The 22,797-nt window shown below is 68.9% G+C and carries 23 protein-coding genes and 1 pseudogene; 10 read left to right on the forward strand and 14 right to left on the reverse strand.

Annotation, left to right across the window (positions count from 1 at the left end):
* Window positions 1-92: 92 nt before the first annotated feature.
* The 7 genes from O3I_RS45545 to O3I_RS17475 all read right to left on the reverse strand — a co-directional run bounded on the left by O3I_RS45545 (window position 93) and on the right by O3I_RS17475 (window position 7,762).
* The gene (locus tag O3I_RS45545) at window positions 93-233 is read right to left on the reverse strand and encodes a hypothetical protein (protein WP_014984271.1); all 141 of its coding nucleotides are present in this window, start codon (window positions 231-233) and stop codon (window positions 93-95) included.
* Between the two features lies 1 nt (window position 234).
* Entirely contained in the window at window positions 235-861 is a 627-nt protein-coding gene (locus tag O3I_RS17450) for a QsdR family transcriptional regulator (protein WP_051066965.1), read from the reverse strand.
* A gap of 45 nt (window positions 862-906) precedes the next feature.
* Window positions 907-2,703, reverse strand: a complete 1,797-nt coding sequence (locus O3I_RS17455; RefSeq protein WP_014984273.1) for an acyl-CoA dehydrogenase — start codon at window positions 2,701-2,703, stop codon at window positions 907-909.
* 76 nt (window positions 2,704-2,779) lie between these two features.
* Window positions 2,780-3,901, reverse strand: coding sequence for a CaiB/BaiF CoA transferase family protein (locus O3I_RS17460; RefSeq protein ID WP_014984274.1), 1,122 nt, complete (start codon window positions 3,899-3,901; stop codon window positions 2,780-2,782).
* Window positions 3,902-4,045: 144 nt separating this feature from the next.
* Window positions 4,046-5,881 (reverse strand): adenylyl-sulfate kinase, encoded by a 1,836-nt coding sequence (cysC, locus tag O3I_RS17465; RefSeq protein ID WP_014984275.1) that lies wholly within the window; start codon window positions 5,879-5,881, stop codon window positions 4,046-4,048.
* A complete protein-coding gene (gene cysD / locus O3I_RS17470; RefSeq protein WP_014984276.1) occupies window positions 5,881-6,813 on the reverse strand; it encodes a sulfate adenylyltransferase subunit CysD in 933 nt (310 codons plus the stop codon). The genes cysC and cysD overlap by 1 nt, the downstream gene beginning before the upstream one ends.
* Window positions 6,814-6,862: 49 nt before the next feature.
* Complete coding sequence (locus O3I_RS17475) at window positions 6,863-7,762, reverse strand: helix-turn-helix domain-containing protein (protein WP_014984277.1); 900 nt, start codon at window positions 7,760-7,762, stop codon at window positions 6,863-6,865.
* A 99-nt stretch (window positions 7,763-7,861) separates the two neighbouring features.
* Here O3I_RS17475 and O3I_RS17480 point away from each other — a divergent pair, with 99 nt between their 5' ends.
* The 3 genes from O3I_RS17480 to O3I_RS17490 are packed head-to-tail and all read left to right on the forward strand — an operon-like array spanning window position 7,862 to window position 11,011.
* On the forward strand, window positions 7,862-9,025 hold the full coding sequence (locus O3I_RS17480; protein WP_014984278.1) for a hypothetical protein: 1,164 nt from the start codon (window positions 7,862-7,864) through the stop codon (window positions 9,023-9,025).
* On the forward strand, window positions 9,025-9,801 hold the full coding sequence (locus O3I_RS17485) for an SDR family oxidoreductase (protein WP_014984279.1): 777 nt from the start codon (window positions 9,025-9,027) through the stop codon (window positions 9,799-9,801). The genes O3I_RS17480 and O3I_RS17485 overlap by 1 nt, the downstream gene beginning before the upstream one ends.
* Window positions 9,802-9,847: 46 nt before the next feature.
* Window positions 9,848-11,011, forward strand: coding sequence for a sulfotransferase family protein (locus tag O3I_RS17490; RefSeq protein ID WP_014984280.1), 1,164 nt, complete (start codon window positions 9,848-9,850; stop codon window positions 11,009-11,011).
* 46 nt (window positions 11,012-11,057) lie between these two features.
* Here O3I_RS17490 and O3I_RS17495 read toward each other — a convergent pair whose 3' ends face one another.
* Window positions 11,058-11,732 (reverse strand): PaaI family thioesterase, encoded by a 675-nt coding sequence (locus O3I_RS17495; protein WP_014984281.1) that lies wholly within the window; start codon window positions 11,730-11,732, stop codon window positions 11,058-11,060.
* Window positions 11,733-11,884: 152 nt separating this feature from the next.
* Between O3I_RS17495 and O3I_RS17500 the strand changes: the two genes are divergently transcribed.
* Window positions 11,885-12,541 carry an HAD family hydrolase gene (locus O3I_RS17500; protein WP_041562674.1) on the forward strand — a complete coding sequence of 219 codons (657 nt, stop codon included), beginning with the start codon at window positions 11,885-11,887 and terminating at the stop codon, window positions 12,539-12,541.
* A 12-nt stretch (window positions 12,542-12,553) separates the two neighbouring features.
* On the opposite strand, the gene O3I_RS17505 is transcribed toward O3I_RS17500, so the two are convergent.
* Window positions 12,554-13,162, reverse strand: coding sequence for a TetR/AcrR family transcriptional regulator (locus O3I_RS17505; RefSeq protein ID WP_014984283.1), 609 nt, complete (start codon window positions 13,160-13,162; stop codon window positions 12,554-12,556).
* A gap of 21 nt (window positions 13,163-13,183) precedes the next feature.
* On the opposite strand from O3I_RS17505, the gene O3I_RS17510 reads away from it, so the two are divergent.
* The 4 genes from O3I_RS17510 (at window position 13,184) to O3I_RS45550 (ending at window position 15,188) form a co-directional block, all read left to right on the forward strand.
* Window positions 13,184-13,552, forward strand: coding sequence for a hypothetical protein (locus O3I_RS17510; protein WP_014984284.1), 369 nt, complete (start codon window positions 13,184-13,186; stop codon window positions 13,550-13,552).
* Window positions 13,549-14,067: a hypothetical protein gene (locus O3I_RS17515; RefSeq protein WP_014984285.1), complete on the forward strand. Its 519-nt coding sequence runs from the start codon at window positions 13,549-13,551 to the stop codon at window positions 14,065-14,067. Before O3I_RS17510 ends, O3I_RS17515 begins: the two co-directional genes overlap by 4 nt.
* A gap of 66 nt (window positions 14,068-14,133) precedes the next feature.
* Window positions 14,134-14,898 carry an alpha/beta fold hydrolase gene (locus O3I_RS17520; RefSeq protein WP_171904483.1) on the forward strand — a complete coding sequence of 255 codons (765 nt, stop codon included), beginning with the start codon at window positions 14,134-14,136 and terminating at the stop codon, window positions 14,896-14,898.
* Window positions 14,899-15,023: 125 nt separating this feature from the next.
* Window positions 15,024-15,188, forward strand: a complete 165-nt coding sequence (locus tag O3I_RS45550; protein ID WP_167829149.1) for a hypothetical protein — start codon at window positions 15,024-15,026, stop codon at window positions 15,186-15,188.
* On the opposite strand, the gene O3I_RS17530 is transcribed toward O3I_RS45550, so the two are convergent.
* The 5 genes from O3I_RS17530 to O3I_RS17550 form a co-directional block, all read right to left on the reverse strand.
* A complete protein-coding gene (locus tag O3I_RS17530; protein WP_014984288.1) occupies window positions 15,182-16,477 on the reverse strand; it encodes an RNA polymerase sigma factor in 1,296 nt (431 codons plus the stop codon). The two genes, O3I_RS45550 and O3I_RS17530, sit on opposite strands and share 7 nt — an antisense overlap.
* A gap of 13 nt (window positions 16,478-16,490) precedes the next feature.
* The gene (locus O3I_RS17535) at window positions 16,491-16,841 is read right to left on the reverse strand and encodes a YciI family protein (RefSeq protein ID WP_014984289.1); all 351 of its coding nucleotides are present in this window, start codon (window positions 16,839-16,841) and stop codon (window positions 16,491-16,493) included.
* Between the two features lie 115 nt (window positions 16,842-16,956).
* Entirely contained in the window at window positions 16,957-17,262 is a 306-nt protein-coding gene (locus O3I_RS17540; protein WP_014984290.1) for a hypothetical protein, read from the reverse strand.
* A 123-nt stretch (window positions 17,263-17,385) separates the two neighbouring features.
* Window positions 17,386-18,192 (reverse strand): ABC transporter ATP-binding protein, encoded by an 807-nt coding sequence (locus tag O3I_RS17545; RefSeq protein ID WP_014984291.1) that lies wholly within the window; start codon window positions 18,190-18,192, stop codon window positions 17,386-17,388.
* Complete coding sequence (locus O3I_RS17550) at window positions 18,189-18,860, reverse strand: FadR/GntR family transcriptional regulator (protein WP_014984292.1); 672 nt, start codon at window positions 18,858-18,860, stop codon at window positions 18,189-18,191. Before O3I_RS17550 ends, O3I_RS17545 begins: the two co-directional genes overlap by 4 nt.
* Window positions 18,861-19,100: 240 nt before the next feature.
* Here O3I_RS17550 and O3I_RS17555 point away from each other — a divergent pair.
* Window positions 19,101-20,432 (forward strand): annotated as a pseudogene (locus O3I_RS17555) (2-isopropylmalate synthase); the annotation flags it as partial.
* A gap of 78 nt (window positions 20,433-20,510) precedes the next feature.
* Entirely contained in the window at window positions 20,511-22,796 is a 2,286-nt protein-coding gene (locus O3I_RS17560) for an ATP-binding protein (RefSeq protein WP_065652229.1), read from the forward strand.
* Window position 22,797 lies beyond the last annotated feature (1 nt).

Here is a 22,797-nt window from a genome sequence, read left to right on the forward strand (position 1 = left end):
GACCTGGCGATATGACCGCCCGGCCCGCTATTACGCCACTTCGATACGCGCGGACCGGATTTCGATCAGGTCGATTCGAATGCGGCGGGCTGTCAGGGGCCGTAGGTGTCGAGGAACACCACCGGTCCGACGTCGAGCGGGCGGATCGGGGTCGGCGCGGTACCGAGCCGCAGGAACGGCAGCGTGTCGGCGAGTTCGGGAAAGCGCTGGTGCAGTAGGGGATCCGAGGACACGTCAGCGGTCCGTACGCGGTTTGGTGATCGCCTCCGGGATGCCGAGCAGCGCCGCCTGCACCTCGTGCAGGCGGTCGACATCGCCGCTGATGCCCGCCACATTGTCGTTGTAGAGGAACGCCTCGCCGAGCCGCACCAGCGCGTAGGCGAGCAGATCCGGCTCGAGCGGCGGGCGATAGTCGTCCTCGCGTTCGGCGCGGGCGATGAGTTCGCGCACCGTCGCGACCACCAGCGGCTGCACCGGTCCGTCGCTCGCGGTGAGAATGCGCAATCCGGCCAGCGGCTCGTTCTCGAAATACCGCCGGAACGGCTCGTTGTCGGTCATCCAGCGGTTCACCCGGTACAGCACGTCCAGGATGCGCCGCGCCCCGGCCGAACGCCTGCGCGCGTCGGCCCGGGTGAGCAGCGCCTCGAACTCACCCGCGAGCACCGTGCCGAGCACGCCCTCGCGGGAACCGAACCAGCGGTAGATCGAGGCACGGCTCAGCCCGAGTTGCCCGGCGATCGCCTGGATGTCGACCCGCTCGCCCGCCAGGAACGCGCGGCGGGCGAGATCGATGACCTCCGCCCTGGTCGCAGACGCCGGTCGTCCGGGCGGGCGGGTGGTCCGCTGGCTGGGAGAGGTCATCGGAATATGGTACATCGTTCCATGTATGTACCGAACCGATTGTGTTCAGAACCAGGCGTCGCGCATGTCCAGCGTGGTGGTGTCGAGCCGGGCGAGCAGATCCAGCGCCGGCGCGGTCTTGGGCAGCTCGAAGCGGTAGAAGAACCGGGCGGCGTGCCGCTTGCCGTCGTAGAAGTCGCCCGTGTGCGCGCCGGCGGCCAGCAGTTGCTCCAGCCAGATCCAGGCCAGCACGATGTGGCCGAACGCCTCGAGATAGACCGAGCTGTTCGCCAGTGCGGCCTCGAAGTCGCCCGAAGCGAACAGTCCCGCGGTCACCTCGACCAACCGCTGCCACGCCGAATCCAGTTGCGCGGAAAGCTCTGCCGCCTCGCCGCCGACCGCCTGCGCGGCCGTGACCGTGGCCTGCACCCGGCCGCCGAGCGCGAGCAGGCTGGCACCGCCCTGCTGGGTGACCTTGCGGCCCAGCAGATCCAGGCCCTGGATGCCGTGGGTGCCCTCGTGGATCGGATTCAGCCGGTTGTCCCGGTAGTGCTGCTCGACGTTGTATTCGCGGGTGTAGCCGTAACCGCCGAGCACCTGGATCGCGAGATTGTTCGCCTCCAGGCACCACTGCGAGGGCCAGCTCTTCGCGATCGGGGTGAGGATGTCGAGCAGCAGGGTGAGCGCCTTGCGCTCTTCGTCGGAATCGGCGGTGCGCTGTTCGTCGACCAGTCGCGCGCAGTAGAGCACGAGGCCCAGCGCGCCTTCGGTATAAGCCTTCTGCGCCAGCAGCATTCGTTTGACGTCGGCGTGCTCGACGATCGGCCGCTGCGGGGCGGTGGGGTCGGCGGGCAGCTTCGCGCGACCTTGGGCGCGGGTGCGCGCGTAGTCCAGCGACTCCAGGTATCCGGTGTAGCCGAGTGCCGTCGCGACCAGGCCGACGCCGATCCGTGCCTCGTTCATCATGTGGAACATGTAGCTCAGGCCGCGGTGCGGCTCGCCGACCAAGTAGCCGATCGCGCCGGGCGCGCCCGCGGGTGTCCACTTGCCCTCGCCGGAGTTGAGCACGGTGTTGACGGTGCCGCGGAAACCCATCTTGTGGTTGAGTCCGGCGAGTGCGACATCGTTGCGTTCGCCGAGGGCGCCGTCCTCGCCGACCAGGAAGCGCGGCACGACGAACAGCGAGATACCCTTCGTGCCCGCCGGGCCGCCGGGGATCTTCGCGAGCACCAGGTGCACGATGTTCTCGCCGAGCTCGTGGTCACCGCCGGAGATCCACATCTTGGTGCCGAACAGGCGATAGGTGCCGTCCTCGCGCGGCTCGGCGCGGGTCACGATATCGGCCAGCGAGGACCCGGCCTGCGGTTCGGACAGGCACATCGTGCCGAAGAAACGCCCCTCCAGCATGGGCCGCACGAATCGTTCGCCGAGCGCGGGGCCGGCATGGGCGAGCAGCAGATTGGCGTTGGCGACGGTGAGGAACGAGTAGCCCGCGGTGCCGGGGTTGGCCGCCTGGAACCACGCGTAGCTCGCCTGCGCGACGGTCACCGGCAGCTGTCCGCCGCCGAACTCGTAATCCATTGCCACGGCGGGCAATCCGGCCTTGGCGAACGCGTCGAGCGCCACGCTCACCTCCGGGATGAGGGTGACGCGCTCGCCGTCGAAGGTCGGCTCGTGCGCGTCGTTGAGCTTGTTGTGCGGCGCGAAGTACTTGGTCGCCAGCTGCTCGCTCAGGTCCAGCACCGCATCGAAGGTCTCCCGCGAATGATCCGCGTACCGCCCACGTTTGGTCAGCTCCTCGACGTGCAGCCACTCGTACAGCAGGAAGTCGAGATCGCGCCGGGAAAGCAACGTAGACCGCATCACCCATCCTTTCGAGACATGTGCAATCTACTGTATCTTACGCTGCGGCCCGGCCCGCTTCCCGGAAATCGTAGCGTCAGGTACCGAGGCGATCCAGGTCGTCGGTGGGAACGCCCCAGCCGGACAGCAGCTTTCGCACCTGCTGCGGGTCGGCGGAGAGCGGCGCCGGGACCTCGGTGGGCGTGCGGTCGAAGCGTGGTGCGGGCGCGGGCTGCAGGACGCCGTTCACCGTGATGAAGGCGTTGCGGGCCACGTTGTGCGGGTGCTCGTGGGCTTCCCAGGGGCTCAGCACCGGGGCCACGCAGGCGTCGGAACCGGTGAACAGCTCGGTCCACTCGTCGCGAGTGCGCTCCTTGAACTTGGCGCCGAGCACCTCTTTGAGCTGCGGCCAGCCGTTCTTGTCCAGCTGGAACGGCAGTTCGGGGTCGTCGATGCCGAGGATCGCGAGCATCTGGTTGTAGAACGGGATCTCGACGCAGCCGACCGCGAGGTACAGCCCATCGGCGCATTCGTAGGTGTCGTAGAACGGCGCGCCGCCGTCGAGCATGTTCTCCCCACGCGGAAAGTTCCACAGCCCGAGGTGGTGCAGGCCGTGCATGGACGCGGTGAACAGCGCGGCGCCGTCGACCATGGCCGCATCCACCACCTGGCCTCGGCCGGAGCGCTCCCGCTCGTACAGCGCGCCGAGCACGCCGAGCGCGAGCAGCAGACCGCCGCCCGCGTAGTCGCCGAGCATGTTCGCGGGCGGCACCGGCGCCTCGCCCGCGCGCCCGACCAGTCCGAGCGCACCGGAGACGGCGATGTAGTCGATGTCGTGGCCTGCGGTGTGCGCCAGCGGACCCTCCTGGCCCCAACCGGTCATCCGGCCGTAGATCAGGCGCGGGTTGCGGGCGGCCAGATCGGCGGGGCCGATGCCGAGGCGTTCGGTGACACCCGGCCGGAACCCTTCGATCAGCACGTCCGCGTGCTCGGCGAGCGCGAGCAGCGTGTCCCGATCGTCGGGGTCCTTGAGATCGAGGGTGATGCTGTGCTTGCCGCGGTCCAGCGGGCCCTCCGGCGAGACGATGCCCGCACCGGGTTTGCCGCCGCGGTCCACCCGCAGCACCTGCGCGCCGAGATCGGCCAGGATCATCGCGCCGAACGGGCCAGGCGCGAGGCTGGCGATCTCGATGACTTTCACTCCGTGCAGTGGTCCCATGTCTCCGCTCTCTGTCGTCCTCGACGCGGGCATGCGGCCACGGCCGAACCCCCGCCCGTCCGGTCGGTGCCCCGACCGTAGGTCCGGCTCGGCCCGCGGCCAATGACCGTCGCGCTCGAGTAACCGTGACCGCAGCGCTCACGCTCAGTCCAGACGCGACAATCGCGCGAGGATGGTGGCCGCCATGGCGGCGGGGTCGCCGTGGTCCGGGCGCAGCACGAGTTCGGCGTCGGTGGGCGCCTCGTAAGGGTCGTCGATTCCGGTGAAGCCGCTGATCTCGCCCGCACGGGCCTTGGCGTACATGCCTTTCGGGTCGCGGGCCTCGCAGACCTCCAGCGGCGTGTCGACGAAGACCTCGACGAACGGTATACCCGCCGCGAGGTGCGCGGCACGGACCCGGTCGCGGTCGGCGCGGTACGGACTGATCAGCGAGACCACCGCCACCACACCGGCGTCGGCGAACAACCGGGCGACTTCGCCGACGCGGCGGACGTTCTCGACCCGGTCGGCGGCGCTGAAGCCGAGATCGGCGTTCAGACCGTGTCGCAGGTTGTCCCCGTCGAGCAGGAAGGCCGGGCGCCCCGCGGCGACCAGCCGACGCTCGAGTTCTACTGCGACGGTGGACTTTCCGGAGCCGGACAGGCCGGTCAGCCAGACCGTCAGGCCCCGCGTCGCGCGCTCGTCCCGGCCGACCGCGGTCGAATGCCAGACGACCCGCGACGACGGCAGGGTCGGGCCGGTGATCATGCCCGCGGCGACGGTGTTGTTGGTGGTGTCGTCGACCAGGATGAAGCTGCCGGTGAGCCGATTGCGCCGATACGGGTCGAACAGCAGCGGTTGCCGGGTGCGCAGCTGGACTCGGCCTATCTCGTTGAGCGATAACGATTCCGGGCTCTCGTCGCGGTGCAGCGTGTTCACATCGAGCCGGTAGTCGAGGCTGCGCACCTCGGCGGTGGCGGTGCGGGTGGTGTGCCGGATGGTGTAGGTCGCGCCGGGGGAGAGCTGACTGTCGTCGGCGAACCAGCACACCATCGCGTCGAGGTCGCGCCCCGCGATCGGCCGGTTGTTCGGACGGCAGATCATGTCACCGCGCGAGACATCGATCTCGTCGGCGAGCTGGATCGTGACCGCCTGCGGCGGAAACGCTTCCGCGACGGGCGTGCCGCCCGGCCCCCAGATCGCGGCCACGGTGCTCGTCAATCCCGAAGGCAGCACCGCCACTTCGTCGCCGGGCTTGAAGACACCGCCCGCGACCGTGCCCGCGTAACCGCGGAAATCCTGGGCGTGCCTGCGGGTCACGTACTGCACCGGGAAGCGCGCGTCGATGAGGTTGCGGTCGGAGGCGATGTGCACCTCCTCGAGGTGGTGCAGCAGGGGCGTGCCCTCGTACCACGGCATGCTCGCGCCGCGGTGCACGATGTTCTCGCCGTGCAGCGCGGACATCGGTACGAAGGTCAGGTCGGAGACGTCCAATTTCGAGGCGAACTGGGCGAATTCGGTGCGGATCTGCTCGAACCGGGCCTGCGACCAGTCCACCAGGTCCATCTTGTTGACGCAGAGCACCAGGTGCGGAATGCCGAGCAGGCCGGCCAGGAAGGCGTGCCTGCGGGTCTGCTCGACCACCCCCTTGCGCGCGTCGACCAGGATCAGCGCGAGATCGGCGGTGGACGCCCCGGTCACCATGTTCCTGGTGTACTGGATGTGGCCGGGGGTGTCGGCGATGATGAATTTCCGTCGGGGCGTGGCGAAATAGCGGTGCGCCACGTCGATGGTGATGCCCTGTTCCCGTTCCGCGCGCAGCCCGTCGGTGAGCAGCGCCAGGTTCGGGTAGTCGTCGCCGCGGTCGCGGCTGGTGCGCTCGACGGCCGCGAGCTGGTCGGTGAAAATCGTCTTGGAGTCGAACAGCAGCCGGCCGATGAGGGTGGACTTGCCGTCGTCGACGCTGCCCGCGGTGGCGAGGCGCAGCAGGGTGGCGGTCATCAGAAGTAGCCCTCTCGTTTGCGATCTTCCATGCCCGCCTCGGAGATCCGGTCGTCGGCGCGGGTGGCGCCGCGTTCGGTGACCCGGGCGGCGGCCACCTCGGTGACCACCTCGGCGGGGGTGGCCGCGGTGGATTCCACGCAGCCCGTGCAGGTGGCGTCGCCGACCGTGCGGAACCGCACCGTGGTGTCGAAAGGCTGCTCACCGTCCAGCAGTTGCAGAAACCTGGTGTGCGCCAGCAGCATTCCGTCGCGCTGCACCACCGGCCTGCGGTGCGCGTAGTAGAGCGGCGGCAGGTCGATGCCCTCCGCGGCGATGTAGGTCCAGATGTCGAGCTCGGTCCAGTTCGACAGCGGGAACACTCGAATATGCTCGCCCGCACGGTGTTTGCCGTTGTACAGGTTCCACAGCTCAGGGCGCTGACTGCGCGGGTCCCACTGGCCGTATTCGTCGCGGAAGCTGAACACGCGCTCCTTGGCGCGTGCCTTCTCCTCGTCGCGGCGCGCGCCGCCGAAAACGGCGTCGAAGCCGCCCTCCTTGATCGAGCGCAACAGCGTCGCGGTCTGCAATCGGTTGCGCGAGGCCCGCGGCCCGGTCTCCTCGGTGACCCGGCCCGCGTCGATATCGTCCTGCACCCGGCCGACGACGAGGCGCAGTCCCAGCCGCGCGACCGTCTCGTCCCGGTAGGCGATCACCTCGTCGAAATTGTGCCCGGTGTCGATGTGCAACACCGGGAACGGCAGCGGCGCGGGCCAGAAGGCCTTCGCCGCGAGGTGCAGCATCACCACCGAGTCCTTGCCGCCGGAGAACAGCAGCACCGGTCGCTCGAAGGTCGCCGCTACTTCTCGGAATATGTGTGCCGACTCGGCCTCGAGCGCGTCCAGATGAGGCAGCTCGTAGGTGCTCGCCGTCGACTTCGCGTACTGGCTCACATCGCAAAACTAGAACACGTTTCGGTTATTGGCAATGGGTGCGCGGGCGTCAACCGTGCGATGCCGGTCGAGCGACTGGCTTCCGGCCACCCGATGCCGCCGTGACCGCGTCCGCGGCGGAGATGAGAGCCGTTCCGCGCCTATCGATTTCGGCGCCGGTGATGGACTTGCCGACATACATCGTGAGCACCATGTTCTGCCTGCCGTCGCCGCCGTAGGTCGGGGCGGCGAGCAGGCTCACCGGATGTTCCTTGCGTGGTCGCAGATCCGTGCCCAGGTACACCCGTTCGCCCAGACTGGTCACCAGTTCGCCCACCAATTCGCGCAGGTCATCGGGCAGATCGCGGGCCGCGAAGCCGGCCAGCAGCGAGTACAGCCTGCGACCCGCGGCGGTCAGGCTCTCCACCAGATAGCCGCGCTCGCGGCACTCGGCAACCACCTGGCGCAATCGGGCTTCATCCTGGTGCAGCGGCACGGTCGGCGGTTGGGCCAGCCACGCGTCGAAAGCCGCGTCGGTATCCCACAGCACGTACATCAGCCCGACCGGCGGCGCGAAATGGTAGGCGGCGCCGACCTTGACCATCCCCGGGCCGGTGCTCTCCAGCACCATGATCCGGTCGCCGACCACGGCCGATGCGGTGCAGGTCGTGCGGTATTCGGCGGTGAGTCGTTCCAGTTCCGTCCGGGCCAGCGCGGATATCGCGAAGCTGTCCTGCGCGACCCGGCCGGCGGCGATGAGTGCCGGGCCGAGGCCGTAGGTCCGGGCATCGGCATCGCGCACCAGGTAGCCGCCCGCGGTGAGCTCGGTGAGAATGCCGAGGCAGGTGGGTTTCGCCAGGTCGAGCGTGCGGGCGAGTTCGGACAGGCCGAAGCGTTTGCCGCGCTGCTCGACGAAGAAATCCAGCACCTGCACCACGCGCACCGTGGGTGCGGATCTACGGCCGACCATTGACCACTCCTAGAACACGTTCTAATCTCAGCTGAGAGGAAATGTACCAGAGCGGTACATATTTGGAACACCACAGCGTGTGATTCAACGGAGAGCCTTTTGCTGACACAGCCGTTCGCGGACGCCATCGCCGCCGCCGAGCAGATCATCACCGGAGCCGCGCACATCCGGACCGAGCAGGACCTCGTCGAGGGCTACGACTACCTGGCGGGCAGCATTCGCGCGGCCCTGCAGATGGCGTGGGCCTACGAGCGGGACTTCCCGTTCTTCGTCAGGTCCACCGGGCCGTATACGAAAATGGGTCTGGACAACCCGGACACGCTCTATTTCCACTCCTACCTGCGCCCGGACGCCGAATACGTGGTCACCGGAAAGCGCGGCACCACAAGAGATCTGAGCTTTCAGGTGCTGAACGGGAACTATTCCCCGGTGGACGTGCCCGACAGCCTCACCGCCTTCGACGACCGAGCGCTCGAGGTGGCGCCGGACGGGTCCTACGAGGTGCGGCTCGGCCCCGGTCCCGCGCGGCCCGGCTACGTCCACCTCGCGGCGGACTCCGCCATGCTGGTGATCCGTGAGGTCTACAGCGACTGGGGCAACGAGCGTCCGGGCACCGTGCGGATCGCCCGGGTCGACGGCCTCGGCGACGCCCCGCCGCCGCTGACCAGAGACCTGCTGACCAAGCGCTACGGCGTGGCGGGGAAGATGCTGATCTCGCGGCTGCAGACCTTCCTCGCCTTTCCGGAATGGTTCTATCTGAACCTGCCGGTGAACACGATGACCGAACCCCGTTCCACGCCGGGCGGTCTCACCACCCAGTTCTCCTCTGCCGGGCACTACGAGCTGAGCGACGATCAGGCGATGATCATCACGGTGCCCAAATCCGATGCGCCGTATCAGGGTTTCCAGCTCGGCAGCATGTGGTATCTGTCGCTGGACTACATCAACCACCAGACCAGCCTCACCGCCGATCAGGCGCGGGTGGACCCGGACGGCATGATCCGCCTCGTCGTCAGCGAGCGGGATCCCGGGCTGGCCAACTGGATCGAACGCACCGGGCACGACCGCGGCTACCTCCAGTTCCGGTGGCAGCGGCTGGCCCGGGAGATGAAACCGGAGGACGGCCCGACGGTGGAGGTGGTCCCGGTCACCGAACTGGGACAACGACTTCCGTTCTATGACCAGGCGCGCGTCACGCCGGACGAATGGCGCGCACGAATCGCGGCCCGGCAGGCCGCGGTCGCGGAAAGGATGCTCGGCTGATGTTGTTGCAGGACAAAGTTGTCGTCGTCTCCGGTATCGGTCCCGGGCTCGGCCGGTCCATCGCGGTGCAGAGCGCGAAGGCCGGCGCCGACGTGGTGCTCGCGTCCCGGACCGAGTCGCGGCTCACCGAGGTGGCCAAGGAGATCACCGAACTCGGCAGGCGCGCAGTCGTGGTGCCCACCGACATCAACGACGAAGCGGCCGCGATCAATCTGGTCGAGACGGCGCAGAGCGCGTTCGGCCGGGTGGACACGCTGGTGAACAACGCCTTCGCCATTCCGCCGATCGCCGACCTCGCCGAGGTCGACCTGGACCAGGTGCGCGCCGGCTTCGAGACGAATGTGCTTGCGGCACTGCGCTTGACGCGGCTGTTCGTGCCCGCGCTGGCCGAGTCGAAGGGCTCGGTGGTGATGATCAACTCGGCGGTGCTGCGGCATTCGCGGCGCACCTTCGGCCCCTACAAGATGGCCAAGGCGAGCCTGCTCGCGCTGGCGCAGAGCCTCGCCACCGAGCTCGGCCCGCGCGGCATCCGGGTGAACACCATTGCCCCGGGCTATATCTGGGCCGACAACCTGAAGTGGTACTTCAACTACCTCGCCGAGCAGCGCGGCATCACCGCCGACGAGGTGTACGCCGAGACGGCGAAGACCATCGACCTGCGCAAGCTGCCCGAGCCCGACGAGATCGCCGACGCGGTCGTGTTCTTCGCCTCGGCCATGGCGCGGGCGATCACCGGCGCGTGCCTGGACGTCAACGGCGGCGAGTACCACCACTAGCCGGACTCGTGGCAACACGGACTCGCGGCGATACAGAGGAGATGAAGTGATCGGTAGGGACGACGTCGGCACCATCGACGATCTGCACGCCTCGGCGACCAAGGTCGTCGGGCTGGACGATTTCGGTGCCGACGACTACCGCGCGGGGCTCGAGGTCCTGCTGGAGTCCTATGCCAAGGACGCGGAGCTGACCCCGTTCGGCAACAAGGTGAATCGCGCGTTCCTGCGCGGGGCGCTGATCGCGCGGTTGCTCAGCGAGGCGGCGTGGCAACGCTTTCCCGAACACGCCGAGGTCGCGATCGAGCGTCCGGTCTTCGTGACCGGCCTGCCGCGCTCGGGGACGACGGCCGTGCACCGGCTGCTCAACGCCGACCCGGCACACCAGGGCCTGGAGATGTGGCTGACCGAGATGCCGCAGCCGCGCCCGCCCCGGGACACCTGGGCGAGCAACCCGGTTTATCAGCGGATCGAGGCGGCCTTCGAGAAGCACCACGTCGAACACCCGGAATTCATGGGGGTGCACCATATTTCGGCCGATCAGGTGGAGGAGTGCTGGCAGCTGCTGCGCCAGTCGGCGATGTCGGTGTCCTACGAGTGCCTGGGCTATCTACCGAGCTACTCGGAATGGCTGCGCGACCAGGACTGGACTCCGGCCTACCGCAGGCATCGTCGCAACCTGCAACTGATCGGGCTGCCGGACGCCGGACGGCGCTGGGTGCTGAAGAACCCGAGCCACCTGTTCGCCCTCGACGCCATCTTCGAGGTGTACCCGGACGCGCTGATCATTCAGATGCACCGCGATCCGCGCACCATCATCGCCTCGGTGTGCAGCCTCAACGAACAGGCCTCGGCCGGTTGGTCGGACGAGTTCCGCGGCCCGGTGGTGGGCGCCGCGCAGCTCGATCTCTGGGCTCGCGGGGCCGACCGTTTCCTGGCGGATCGTCAGCGCCACAACGCCGCTCAGTTCTGCGACGTGTACTACGACGATTTCGTCGCGGACCCGATCGGCACCGTCGCCGGGATCTACCGGCATTTCGATCTGCCGCTGACCGCGCAGGCCACGTCGGCGATGACCGCGCTACACGCCGAAAGCACCTCCGGCGCAGCGCGTCCGGCGCATCGGTACACGCTCGAGGATTTCGGCCTGACCGCCGGACAGGTCGACGCCCGGTTCGCCGATTACCGGGCCGAACATTTTCCGAAGGCCTGAATTCGGCACGCCGCCACCGTCTTCCGGGACGGTGGCGGCGGTGTCGTCACGGCTGACCGGGCTTCAGCACGATGAACAGGCCGTGCGCCTCGGCGCAGAGTCGCTCGCCGTCGTGCAGCGTGGCGCGGACGTAGACCTTGCGCCCCTCTTGACGCTCGGCCCAGGCGTGCACCTTCAGTTCGGTGTTCAGCGGCGTGATCGAGCGGTAGTCGATGGTCAGCGACGCCGTGCGGGTCACCGCGCGAGCGTGCATCGCGGCGGCCATGCCGAGCAGGTCGTCGAAGCTGAGTGCGATGTGCCCGCCGTGTGCGGCGCTGTTGCCGCCCAGGTGGAAGGTCCGGAACGTGACGCGCGCGTCCACGCCGTCCTTGCCCGCGTGATCGATGACGTAGGGCGGCAGCGTGATGTTGCCGCGGGCGGGCAGATCGTGCCGGGTCCAGTTCGGCGTGGACCACTCGTCCACCCGGGCCGCGTCGAGCTTGTCGTTGAGCTGCTTGAGCAGGCCGATCGTCTCCACCGCGAGTTCGTCCGACGGGCAGGCCAGGCGCACGCGGTCCATCAGCCCGCGCACCTGTTCGACGAACTCCCCGTAGTGCGGTCCGCCGCGCTCGATATCGGCGCCCTGTTCTTCGCGCGCGTTGATCAGCTCGGTCATCGGCCGGAACGCGCCCTCATGATGCTCTTTGTTCGGCAGCGAGGCACCGGCCTGCTCTTCGTTCATAAGGAACACGTTATAGGTTGCCGTCGGAATGCTCGCGCCGCAGGGGCTCGGCGGGTTGCGTGGCCTAGGCTGGTCCGCGGTGGACGGCGCCGGCCGGGACAGGCCGGTCGCCCGGCGGGTAGACCGGTCCGGCGGCGAAAGGCTAAGGGTAGATGGGTATTACGGCGGTTGTCTTCGACATGGACGGCGTGCTGATCGACTCCGAGCCGGTGTGGGAGCAGGTGCGCCGCGCCTACGTCGCGGACAAGGGCGGGCGGTGGCTGCCCGATACCCAGCAGCGGCTGATGGGGATGAGCACCCGGGAATGGTCGGAATACCTCAGTACCGATCTCGGCGTCGGGGAATCGCCGGAGACCGTGGCGCGCGACGTCATCGACCAGATGGTGGCGCACTACGACCGTGCGGTGCCGCTGCTGCCCGGCGCGATCGACGCCGTGCAGCGGATGAGCGAGCAGTGGCCGCTCGGCGTCGCGAGTTCGTCGCCGCAGTCCCTGATCGACGTGGTCCTGGGGCGCACCGGCCTGATCGAGTTCTTCACGGGCACCCTGTCCACCGAAGAGGTCGACCGCGGCAAACCCGCCCCCGACGTCTACCTGGCGGTGGCGGGCCTGCTCCGGCAGCGCCCGGCCGACTGTGCGGCGGTGGAGGATTCGAGTAACGGCATGCGCTCCGCGCACGCCGCCGGCCTGCGGGTGATCGCCGCGCCGCGCCCCGAGTACCCACCGGCCGACGACGCGCTCGCCCTGGCCGCGCACGTGATCGATGACCTCGCGCAGCTGACGCCCGAGTTGGTCGGCGGTACGGCGTAGCCCTGCGCGGGCTCAGTCCGCGGCCGGCTCGGGCAACGGTGTGGTGAGCAACGTCCGCGCGGCCGCGGACAGGTCGGTGTCCAGCCAGTCCGGTAATTCGGGACTGTGTGCGTGGCGACGCAGGGCGGCGTAGGGGAGATCGACCACGGCGCGGCTGACCGCGTCTATCTCGCGGTGGCCCGCCCGGCCGAAGGCGCCGGTGGCGATGCGCCGCAGGTGGTCGAGCAACGGTGCGTTCATCTCGGCCAGCCGGGCGCGGAATTCGTCGTCGGGGCCGCCGTCCAGCAGATCGCTGGGGCGCAGGTTGAGCAGAAGCTTTGCGTCATCGGGTAATTCGCGGCCGAAGACGACCGCGGCGCGCACCATGGCGACGCCCGCCTCGACCGGATCGGGGTGTTCCGCGGCGGCGAGCACGCCGGCTTGGAAGCGGGCGAGCGCCCGCAGCCACGCCTCGGTGAGCACCCCGTTGCGGTTGCCGAAGCGGTGGTACAGCGTGCCGACCGGCGCACCGCTGGCGTCGGCGATCGCGGCCACGCTGGCGGCGCGCGGCCCGTCGGCGAGGACGAGGGCGCGGGCTGCGTCGAGGATCACGTCGGTGTCGTGCTTGCGGGGCGGAGCCATCTACTAGTACGTTCCTTCTATATGGAGCGTTTATCCTATATTGACGAGCATGCCAGATCGATCGCCGCGAACCGCGACCGGGTCTGGCAAGCGCTGCTGAACGTCGTCTGCAAAGACCCGGCGGACCCGGCGACGGTACCCGCGGGATTCGTGCTCGACGCCGCCGAGGCCCCGAGCAGGCTGGCGCTGAGCGGGCAGCACTGGTTCTCTCGCTACGCCCTGATCTTCGAACTCGACGAGCAGGACGCGAACCGTACCCGCGTCCGCGCCCGATCACTGGCGAATTTCCCTGGGCTGCACGGCAAAATCTACCGGGCCCTGGTGATCGGCAGCGGCGGTCACCGGCTGGTGGTGCGCCGGTTGCTCCGCCGGATCGAGGCAGCGGCATGAACACGGGACTGGTCTGGGGCGCGACCGCGGCGGAGCGCGCGGACGAACTGCCTTGTGACAAGCGGCAACCCGGTGGCGTGCAAGCCGATCGCGCCATCAGCATCGACGCACCGCACGGCCTGGTGTTCGCCTGGCTCTGCCAATTGCGGGTAGCGCCCTACAGTTACGACCTCCTCGACAACTGGGGGCGGCCCAGTCCGAAGCGTCGCGATCCGAAACTGGCCGACCTGGCCCTCGGGCAACGGTTCATGTCGCAGTTCGAGCTGGTGGCTTTCGAGGACGCGAAGCACCTCACGCTGGTCGCCGGAAAGGTCTGCGTCACTTACGCGGTGCGGCCCGAAGGTCTGGGTACCCGCCTGGTCGTCCGCATGCGGATCGGCGCACCGTGGCTGATCGGCCGCCTGCTCGCGCTCGGCGACCTCCCGATGATGCGCAAGCAATTGCTGACGTTGAAAGAACTCGCCGAAGCGGAAGATCGCGCCGAGCCGCGCGGCCGAACCGCCTTGCCGAACTGAGCCGTTCGATGTGTCGCGCCGCACAGGCCGATGGGCGCAGCGCGCCCGTGGAGCATGATCATCCCCATGGCGAAACATGTTCAGCTCGGCGAGGTCCGGGCCTGGTATGACGTAACCGGTGACGGTGAGCCGGTGCTGCTGCTGCACGGCGGGTTCGTGGATTCGCGATCGTTCGATGCCGCGGTTCCTGTTCTCGCCGAACAGTTCCAGGTGTTCCGGACAGATCGGCGCGGGCACGGCCGGACCCCCGATGTCGCCGGGCCGCTCTCGTATGACCTGATGGCCCAGGACACCATCGCGTTCCTGGACACGGTGATCGGCGGTCCTGCCCACTTGGTCGGTTACAGCGACGGCGCGGTCGTCGCACTGCTGGTCGCGCTGCGCAGGCCGGATCTCGTCCGCAAACTCGTGTCGATCAGCGGCAACTTCCACCACCACGGCCTGCTGCCCGGCGTGCTCGACGGCTTCGCGCACGAAGAACCCATGCAGCGCTTGGCCGCTCGTTACGGCGAGGTCTCCCCGGACGGCGTGGACCATTTCCCGGTCGTCGCCGAAAAGCTGCTCCGGATGGCCAACGCCGAGCCCACGCTGACGGTCGAGGAACTCGGCGGGATCGCCGCACGCACCCTTGTCCTCGCCGCCGACGACGACGCGATGAGCCTGGAGCACACGATCGCGCTCTACCGGGCGATTCCCGAGTCCGAACTGGCGATCGTGCCCGGCACGTCGCATCTGCTCGTCGTGGAGAAGCCCGCCGAGGTCTACCGCCTCGTCGGCAACTTCCTCGCCATCGACGCGACACCTACCTGGCAGCCCATCCGGCGCGCCTGAACAAGTGTTCTGCATGTGGCGCGGCGATGGCAGAAGTCCGCGGGTCCTTGCTGTCGCGCGACATTTGGGCAAACTGTGAGCGAACGACGATCAGGTTGGTCGCCACACCGGTCATGCTGATCGGTATGGACTTCATGAAACCGGCGGAGGAGCTGTTGGCGCAGGTCGCCGCCCGCTTCGGCTCCGCGGAAGCGTTCCTGGAGAAACTGGCGCAAGCTCACGCCGCCCGCCGCGACGACGACACCATCGAACTACCGCGCATCGTCGGCGGCTTGCCCAACGGTTACTGATCGTCGCTGTCGAGCCGGTCAGCGGAGGCGCATTCGGCGGCGCGAGCGCGCAGGAGGGCTTGTTCGGCGCGGTTGGCGGTGAGGTCGGCGGCGCGGGTGAACTCGGCGTGGGCTTCGGCGCGGCGGCCCAGTTGGGCGAGCAGGTCGCCGCGAACGGCGCTGCGCAGGTGGTAGGCGTCGAGGGCGCCGGCCGCGACGAGGGCGTCGACCAGGTCGAGGGCCGCGGCGGGGCCGTGTACCTTACCGACGGCGACGGCGCGGTTCAGCTCGACGACGGGGGACGGAAAGCGTTCGGCCAGAACGGCATACAGTCCGGCGATGCGCCGCCAGTCGGTCTCCTGCGGCACGGCCGCCATGGCGTGTACCGCGGCGATCGCGGCCTGTAGGGCGTAGCGGCCCGGCGGCAGTCCGCGCTCCCGCGCGACCGAGCCGGCTCGGCCCAGCGCCGCGTAACCACGCCGGATCAGCAGCCGGTCCCAGCGCGACCGATCCTGGTCGGCCAGCAGCACAACGTCTTTCGCCGGACCCGTGCGCGCGGGTAGCCGGGAGCCCTGCAGTTCGAGCAGCGCGACCAACCCGTGCGCCTCGGGTTCACTCGGCAGCAGCTCGGCCAGCATGCGCGCCAAACGCAATGCGTCCTGGCACAATTCGACACGCACCCAGTCCGCGCCCGCGGTCGCCGCGTACCCCTCGTTGAAGATCAGATAGACCACCGCGAGGACCGAATCGAGCCGGTCGGTCAGTTCGTCGGCCCCGGGCACCTCGTACGGCAGGGCGCGTGCCGCGATGGTGCGTTTGGCCCGGACGATGCGCTGGGCCACCGTCGATTCGGGTACCACGAAGGCGCGGGCGATCTCGCCGGTGGTCAACCCGCCCAGCAACCGCAAGGTCAACGCCACGCGGCCCTGCTCCGGCAACACCGGATGACAGGCGGTGAACATCATGCGCAGCAGGTCGTCCTCGACGGCTTCGGCCTGCTCGGCGTGCTCTGGCGCGCTCAACAGATCGTGCCCGAGCAGGGCCAGCTTGCGAGCGAAGGTCTGATTGCGCCGGATCCGGTCGATCGCCCGGTGCTTGGCGGTGAGCATCAGCCAGCCGCCCGGGTTCGGCGGCACCCCGTCGCGCGGCCACTGTTCCAGCGCGGCGACCAGCGCGTCCTGCGCCAGTTCCTCGGCGACGTCGATATCGCCGACCACGCGGGTGAGCCCCGCGACCAGTCGTGGCCATTCCATCCGCCACACCGTTTCCACGGCGCGACGGGCCTGCTCCGGCGACCGGTCGGGGCTCATCCGCGGTGCTCGCTCAGCCCTGCTCCGCGATCTGCCTGAGTTCGACCTCGATCTCCCACTCCGGTCCGTGTGCGCCAAGGAATCGCGAGGTCCATTCCACCGCTTCGTCTTTCGACTTGGTCTGCAGGATGCAGTACCCGCCGACGATCTCCTTCGTCTCGGTGAACGGTCCGTCGAGCACCGTCTGCTTACTGCCGGCCTGGGTGATCCGGGTGGCCTCGGCGATCGGATGCAAGCCGTTGGTGTCGAGCAGCACGCCCGCCTTGGTCATCTCCTCGATCACCTTGCCGACCTGCTCCATCAACGCCTCGTCGGGTTCCGGCGAGGTGCTCGGGTCGAGACGGATCAACATCATGTAGCGCATAGCGCGTCCTTTGCTCGTCGTCGTCAGGATCGGCCGACCCTCACCTCACTGCATCGAACGGCCACCCCCCGAATCGACATCCCTCCGAAAATTCTTCCGCATACATCCCCCGAAGTCAGGTCGGCCGGGCGGCGTGCTCATCGCGAGCCTCGGCCGGTTCCTTGTCGACCCGAGCGCCGGCCAGGTAGCCCGCGATGATGCCGAGCAGCGTGTACGTCGCGGTCTTGACCTGTGTATCGACCTCGAGGGTGGCGAGCAGCAGCGCGAAGCCCGCGACGCTGAGCAGTCCGTACATTTTGACCAGAGTCGGGGACAGCCCGCGTTTCTCCCGGTCTGTCGTTATGGCCCGCGCCAGGACGACCCCGACGAGGACCACGAGAACGAACCCGCAAATCACCAGTACTTCTGTCAGCTTGGACATGGACAACCTCCGTGACGGTGCGCCGTGCGACGCCGAGTCGGTTGCCCGGTGGGTTCCGGGGCAACCCACTTGCTATGTCGTTGCTGCTGGTCACGGCGTTGCACCCCGTCTGTGGCCGAGGAGTCAGCTGGGCCAGGCGGGGCGGGTGTGGGCGGCGCGGGCGGTCCAGCGGCCGTCGTAGCGGACCTCGACCGGGTGGGCGAAGGCGGCGGTGACGGTCTCGGTGGTGAGGGTCTGAGTGGCCGGGCCCGCGGCGACTGTGTGGCCGTCGGCGATGAGCATGGCGTGCGTGGTGCTGCTGGGGAGTTCTTCGAGGTGGTGGGTGACCAGGATCGAGGCGACGTCGGGGTGCGTGTCGCCGAGGGTGTCGAGGGTTTCCAGGAGCTGTTCGCGCGCGGCGAGATCCAGGCCGGTGGACGGTTCGTCGAACAGCAGCAACCGGGGCTCGGCGATGAGCGCGCGGGCGATCAGAGTGCGTCCGCGCTCGCCTTGGGACAGCGTCGGCCAGATCTCGTCCGCCTTGCCGGTGAGTCCGACGGTGTGGATCATCGCCTCGGCGCGAGCCAGCTGCTCCGGGGTCGGCGTCCAGCGCATCGGGGTGTCGATGGTCGCGGTGATGCCGGTGAGCACCACCTCGCGGATGGTCAGCGGGTACTGCAAAGGATGGCGCGGATTCACATGTCCGATGGAATGGCGCAGTCGCTGGAGTTCGACGCGGCCGAGCTGCTGTCCGAGCACCCGTACGGTGCCGGTGGTCGGGAAGGTGACGGCACCGCAGAACCCGAGCAGCGTGCTCTTGCCCGCGCCGTTCGGGCCGAGCAACGCCCAGTGCTCGCCCGCGTGCACGGTCATCGAGATGCCGTTGATGATCTTCTTGCCCTCGCGGCGGAAGGTCACGTCGGTCAGTTCGAGCACCGGTGCATCGGTCATTGGAAGGCCTCCTTCAGGCTCGTCAGATGGGTGCGGCTGAATTCCGCTGCCGCCGTGGCATTTCGGGCGACGATCGCCTCGACCAGCTGTTCGTGCGCCGCGTGGTCGGCCGGCTCGGACGGGACGGGCCGGATGATCAGCATGTCGATCATCGCGAGCCGCAGCCGGGGGAGGAAGGTGTCGAACAGCTGGACGAGCACCTCGTTGTGCGCGGCGACGAGCACGGCGCGGTGGAAGGCCATGTCCGCGTCCACGTGCTCGGCGACCGGCTCGCCGTGCGCCGCCCGGGCGGCCAGCGTGGTGCGCAGAATGCGCAGGTCGGCCCGGGTCCGGCGGTGTGCGGCCAGCGCGGCGGCCTCGGCCTCGATGGCGATGCGCGCCTCGATGACCGAGGCGATGGTGGCCCGGCGCAGCACGATGTCCCAGTCCTGCTTCGCGTCCAGCGCCGTCACGAACACCCCGGCACCTTGACGGCTGTCGAGCACGCCCTTGCCGGCCAGCTCGCGGATCGCTTCACGCAGCGTCGAGCGGCCGACGCCGAGCTGCGCGGCCAGGGTCGTTTCCCCTGGAAGTCGGTGTCCCAGTGGCCATTCGCCCGCTTTGATCCGAGTCAGCAGCAGCTCGGCCGCTTGCGCGGCGAGCGGATGCCTGCGTACCTGCGCGACCATCGCAACCTCTCTACTTGTCTGAGGAGTTGTGTATAGTCTAGCCATCATGCGCACCATGCTTCTGCTTAGCCGCCACGGCGGGGCCTGACCGACCGGCCCCCCGCCGTGGGGCTTCGTTGTGGCCGGTCACCTCGTTCGTGACGTCCGTCCGGCCAGAAAGCAGACCGCAACATGATCAACACCCCGCAGGGTGCCGTACCGGAATCCGCGCCCGCCTGGAATCGGCAGCGGCATTCGCAGATGCCGTTCCACCGTTACCGCGATGTCTACGATCGCGTGGAAGTGCCACACACCCAGCGTGCTTGGCCGCAGGCGCGGATCACCGCGGCTCCGCTCTGGGTGCCGGTGGACCTGCGCGACGGCAACCAGGCGCTGGCCGAACCGATGGACCCGGCGCGCAAGCGCCGCTTCTTCGAACTGCTGGTCGCCATGGGCTACAAGGAGATCGAGGTCGGCTACCCGTCCGCCTCACGGGCCGATTTCGATTTCGTCCGGCTGCTCGCCGAGTCCGATCTGGTGCCCGCCGACGTGACGATCGTCGTATTCACCCCCGCCCGAAGGGATCTGATCGAGCGCACCGTCGACTCCGTTCGCGGCCTGCGCGATGTCGTGATCCACATGTACACCGCGACCGCGCCCGCATGGCGAAACACGGTGCTGGGCAAGGACCGTGCCGCATTGCGTGAGCTGATCCTGGCCGGCGGCCGCGACGTCCTGGAATTCGCCGCCGACCTGCCGCACGTCCGGTTCCAGTTCTCGCCCGAGGTGTTCAACCTGACCGAACCCGACTACGTACTGGACCTGTGCGACCGGATGACCACGCTGTGGGACGCCACCCCGCAGCGGCCGGTGACCTTGAATCTGCCTGCGACAGTGGAGGTCGCGACCCCCAACGTGTACGCGGACCAGATCGAGTACATGCATCGTCACCTGGCCCGCCGGGACAGCGTGATCCTGTCCGTGCACCCGCACAACGACCGCGGCACCGGCGTCGCCGCCGCCGAACTCGCGGTGCTGGCCGGTGCGCAACGCGTGGAAGGCTGCATCTTCGGCAACGGTGAACGCACCGGCAACGTCGATCTCGCCACGCTGGCGCTGAATCTGTATGCGCAGGGCGTCGATCCGATGATCGACTTCTCCGATATCGACGAAATCCGGGCGACCGTCGAATACTGCACGCGCATGCGGGTGCCCGAACGCCATCCGTACGTGGGCGAATTGGTGCACACCGCGTTCTCCGGCACCCACCAGGACGCGATCAAGAAGGGCATGGCGGCGCATCGGGTGCGTGCGGAGCAGGCGGGCATCCCGGAGCGCGCAGCGGATTGGCAGGTGCCGTACCTGCCGATCGATCCCGCCGATCTCGGCCGCAGCTACGAGGCCGTGATCCGGGTGAACTCGCAGTCGGGCAAGGGCGGTATCGCCTATCTGTTGCAGACCGAATACGGCATCGACCTGCCGCGGCACCTGCAGATCGACTTCGCCCGGCACGTGCAGGCACACGCCGACGCGACCGGCGCGGAGATCACCGCGGCGCAACTGCGCGAGCTGTACGAGGCGGTGTACCCGGCCCCGCGGTGACCGCATCTTCGGGCAAAGCGCCCGGCGGTCGCGGCCGTCCGTGCGAAGGTAATCGGCGTGGCGCGGCACGTGACAGGTAACCTCCCGGCCGAAGTGACCAGCTTCGTCGGGCGGGGCAGCGAAGTCGCCACTGCCAGGAAACTGCTGTCGGGTACCCGGCTGCTCACGCTCACCGGGCCGGGCGGTGTCGGCAAGACCCGGCTGGCCCGGCGGGTCGGCGACGCGGTGCGCCGGGCATTCCCGGACGGGGTGTGGCTGGTCGAGGCGGCTCCGGTCAACGACGGCGAGCTGGTGGCGCCGAGCGTCGCACAGGCGCTCGGCCTGCGCGACGACACCAGCCTGCCGGTGGCGGGGCTGATCGAGTATCTGGGCGACAAGCACCTGCTGCTGATCCTCGACAACTGCGAGCACCTCATCGGCGCGTGCGCGGCGCTGGTCGATCGGCTGCTCGCGGGCACCCCGGACGTGCGGGTGCTCGCGACCAGCCGGGAGCCGCTCGGCGTCGAGGGGGAGCAGATCCTGCCGGTGGCGCCGCTGCCGGTACCCGAGCCGGACGACGAGTCCGGCGCCGTCCAGACCGCCGACAACGCCGCGTTGCGGCTGTTGATCGATCGTGCCTCTGCGGCGAATCCCGAATTCCAGGCCACCGCAGCCGGTCTCGGTACGTTGGCGGCGATCTGCGCACGCCTGGAAGGTATTCCGCTGGCCCTGGAGCTGGCGGCGTTGCGGCTGCGCGCGTTCACCCCGGCGCAGGTGCTGGAACGGCTCGACGACACCATGCGCCTACTCACGACGGGCTTGCGCACCGCCCCCGAGCGGCAGCAGACGCTGGAGGCGACGATCCGCTGGAGCTACGACCTGTGCACCCCGGACGAGCAGCACCTGTGGGAGCAATTGGCGGTCTTCGCGGGCGGTTTCGACCTCATCGCCGCCGAGGCGGTCTGCGCGCTCGAATCGCCGGGCGCCCTGCTCGACGCGCTCACCGGTCTGGTCGACAAATCGGTGCTGAGTTTCGGCAATCAGGGCCACGACGGCGCGGGCCGATACACCATGCTCGAACCGCTGCGGCAGTTCGCGCTGGCTCGCCTGGTGGCCCGCGGGGACGAGCACCGCGTCCGGCTGCGCCACCGCGACCACTACTACCGGATCGCCCAGCGCGGCCGCGTCGAATACTGGGGCGACGCCGACGTCGGCTGGTTCCGTGACGTCACCCGCGAACACGCGAATCTGCGTGCGGCACTGCAGTTCGCGCTGGCCGACCCGCAGGGCGTGCACCGTGGTCTGCAGATCGCGTCGGAGCTGCGGCCGTTCTGGGAGCACTACCGCTTCCTGCGCGAAGGCTATCGCTGGCTGACCGACGCCCTCGGCAAGGATCTCGCGCACACCGTGGACCGGGCCCGCGCGCTGGCCGCCGCCTCGGTGATCGCCGCCATGTTCGCCGATCCTGCGGTGGCGCACGGTTTCCTGGACGAATGCGTCGCGATTGCGACGGAACTGGCCGCCGAGGAGGTGCTCGTCGAGGCCATGCTGCTCGCCTCGGTGCTCGCGTTCGCCGACGCCGACCCGGGCGGTGCGCTGGAACTCGCGGAGGCCGCCGCCGTGCGCGCCCGGGCCTGCGCCCATCACGGCACAGAGATGGAAAGCCTTGCGTTCGCCTATGTTTGCGCGATGGTGCTGTCCGACGACCGGGCGAGCGGCCTGGCCGAGCGATTCCTGCGCAAGGCCACCGAGCACGGGTCGCACCTGCTCGGCGGGCTCGCCTCGTGGGCCGTCGGCACCGACCACTGGCGAAACGGTGACGCGGACAAGGCGATCGCGGAACTGCGCCGCGCGGTGGAACAGCTGCGGCTGTTCGATCGGTGCGTGTGGACGGCCTCGGCCTTCGACGGCCTGGCCTGGGCCGCGGCCGCGGTGGGGGACCACCCCCGCGCCGCGCGGCTGATGGGCGCCGCGGCGACGGTACGCAGCGGCAGCACCCAGCATCTCGCGCACGCGATGACCGACACGATCGGCGAGCGGGTCCGCTCGCAGGTGTGCGACGCGCTGGGGGACAGGAGTTTCCGGTCCGCCTTCGACAGCGGTGGCGCGCTCACCTTCGACGAGGCGGTCCGCTTCGCCCTCGGCACCGAAGCGCCGGCGCAACCGCAAGCGCAAGCGGCGGCGGCCGCGCCACTGACCCGCCGGGAACGCGATGTCGCCCGGCTGGTCGCGGCCGGCTACAGCAACAAGCGGATCGCCGCGGAGCTGGTCATCTCCGTTCGTACCGCGGAGAGCCACGTCGACCACATCCTGACCAAGCTGGGGTTCACCTCACGGGCGCAGGTCGCGTCCTGGGTCAGCGCGCGTCGGCTGTGAA

This window comes from Nocardia brasiliensis ATCC 700358 (assembly GCF_000250675.2).
In the GTDB taxonomy this organism is placed as follows: Bacteria; Actinomycetota; Actinomycetes; order Mycobacteriales; family Mycobacteriaceae; genus Nocardia; species Nocardia brasiliensis_B.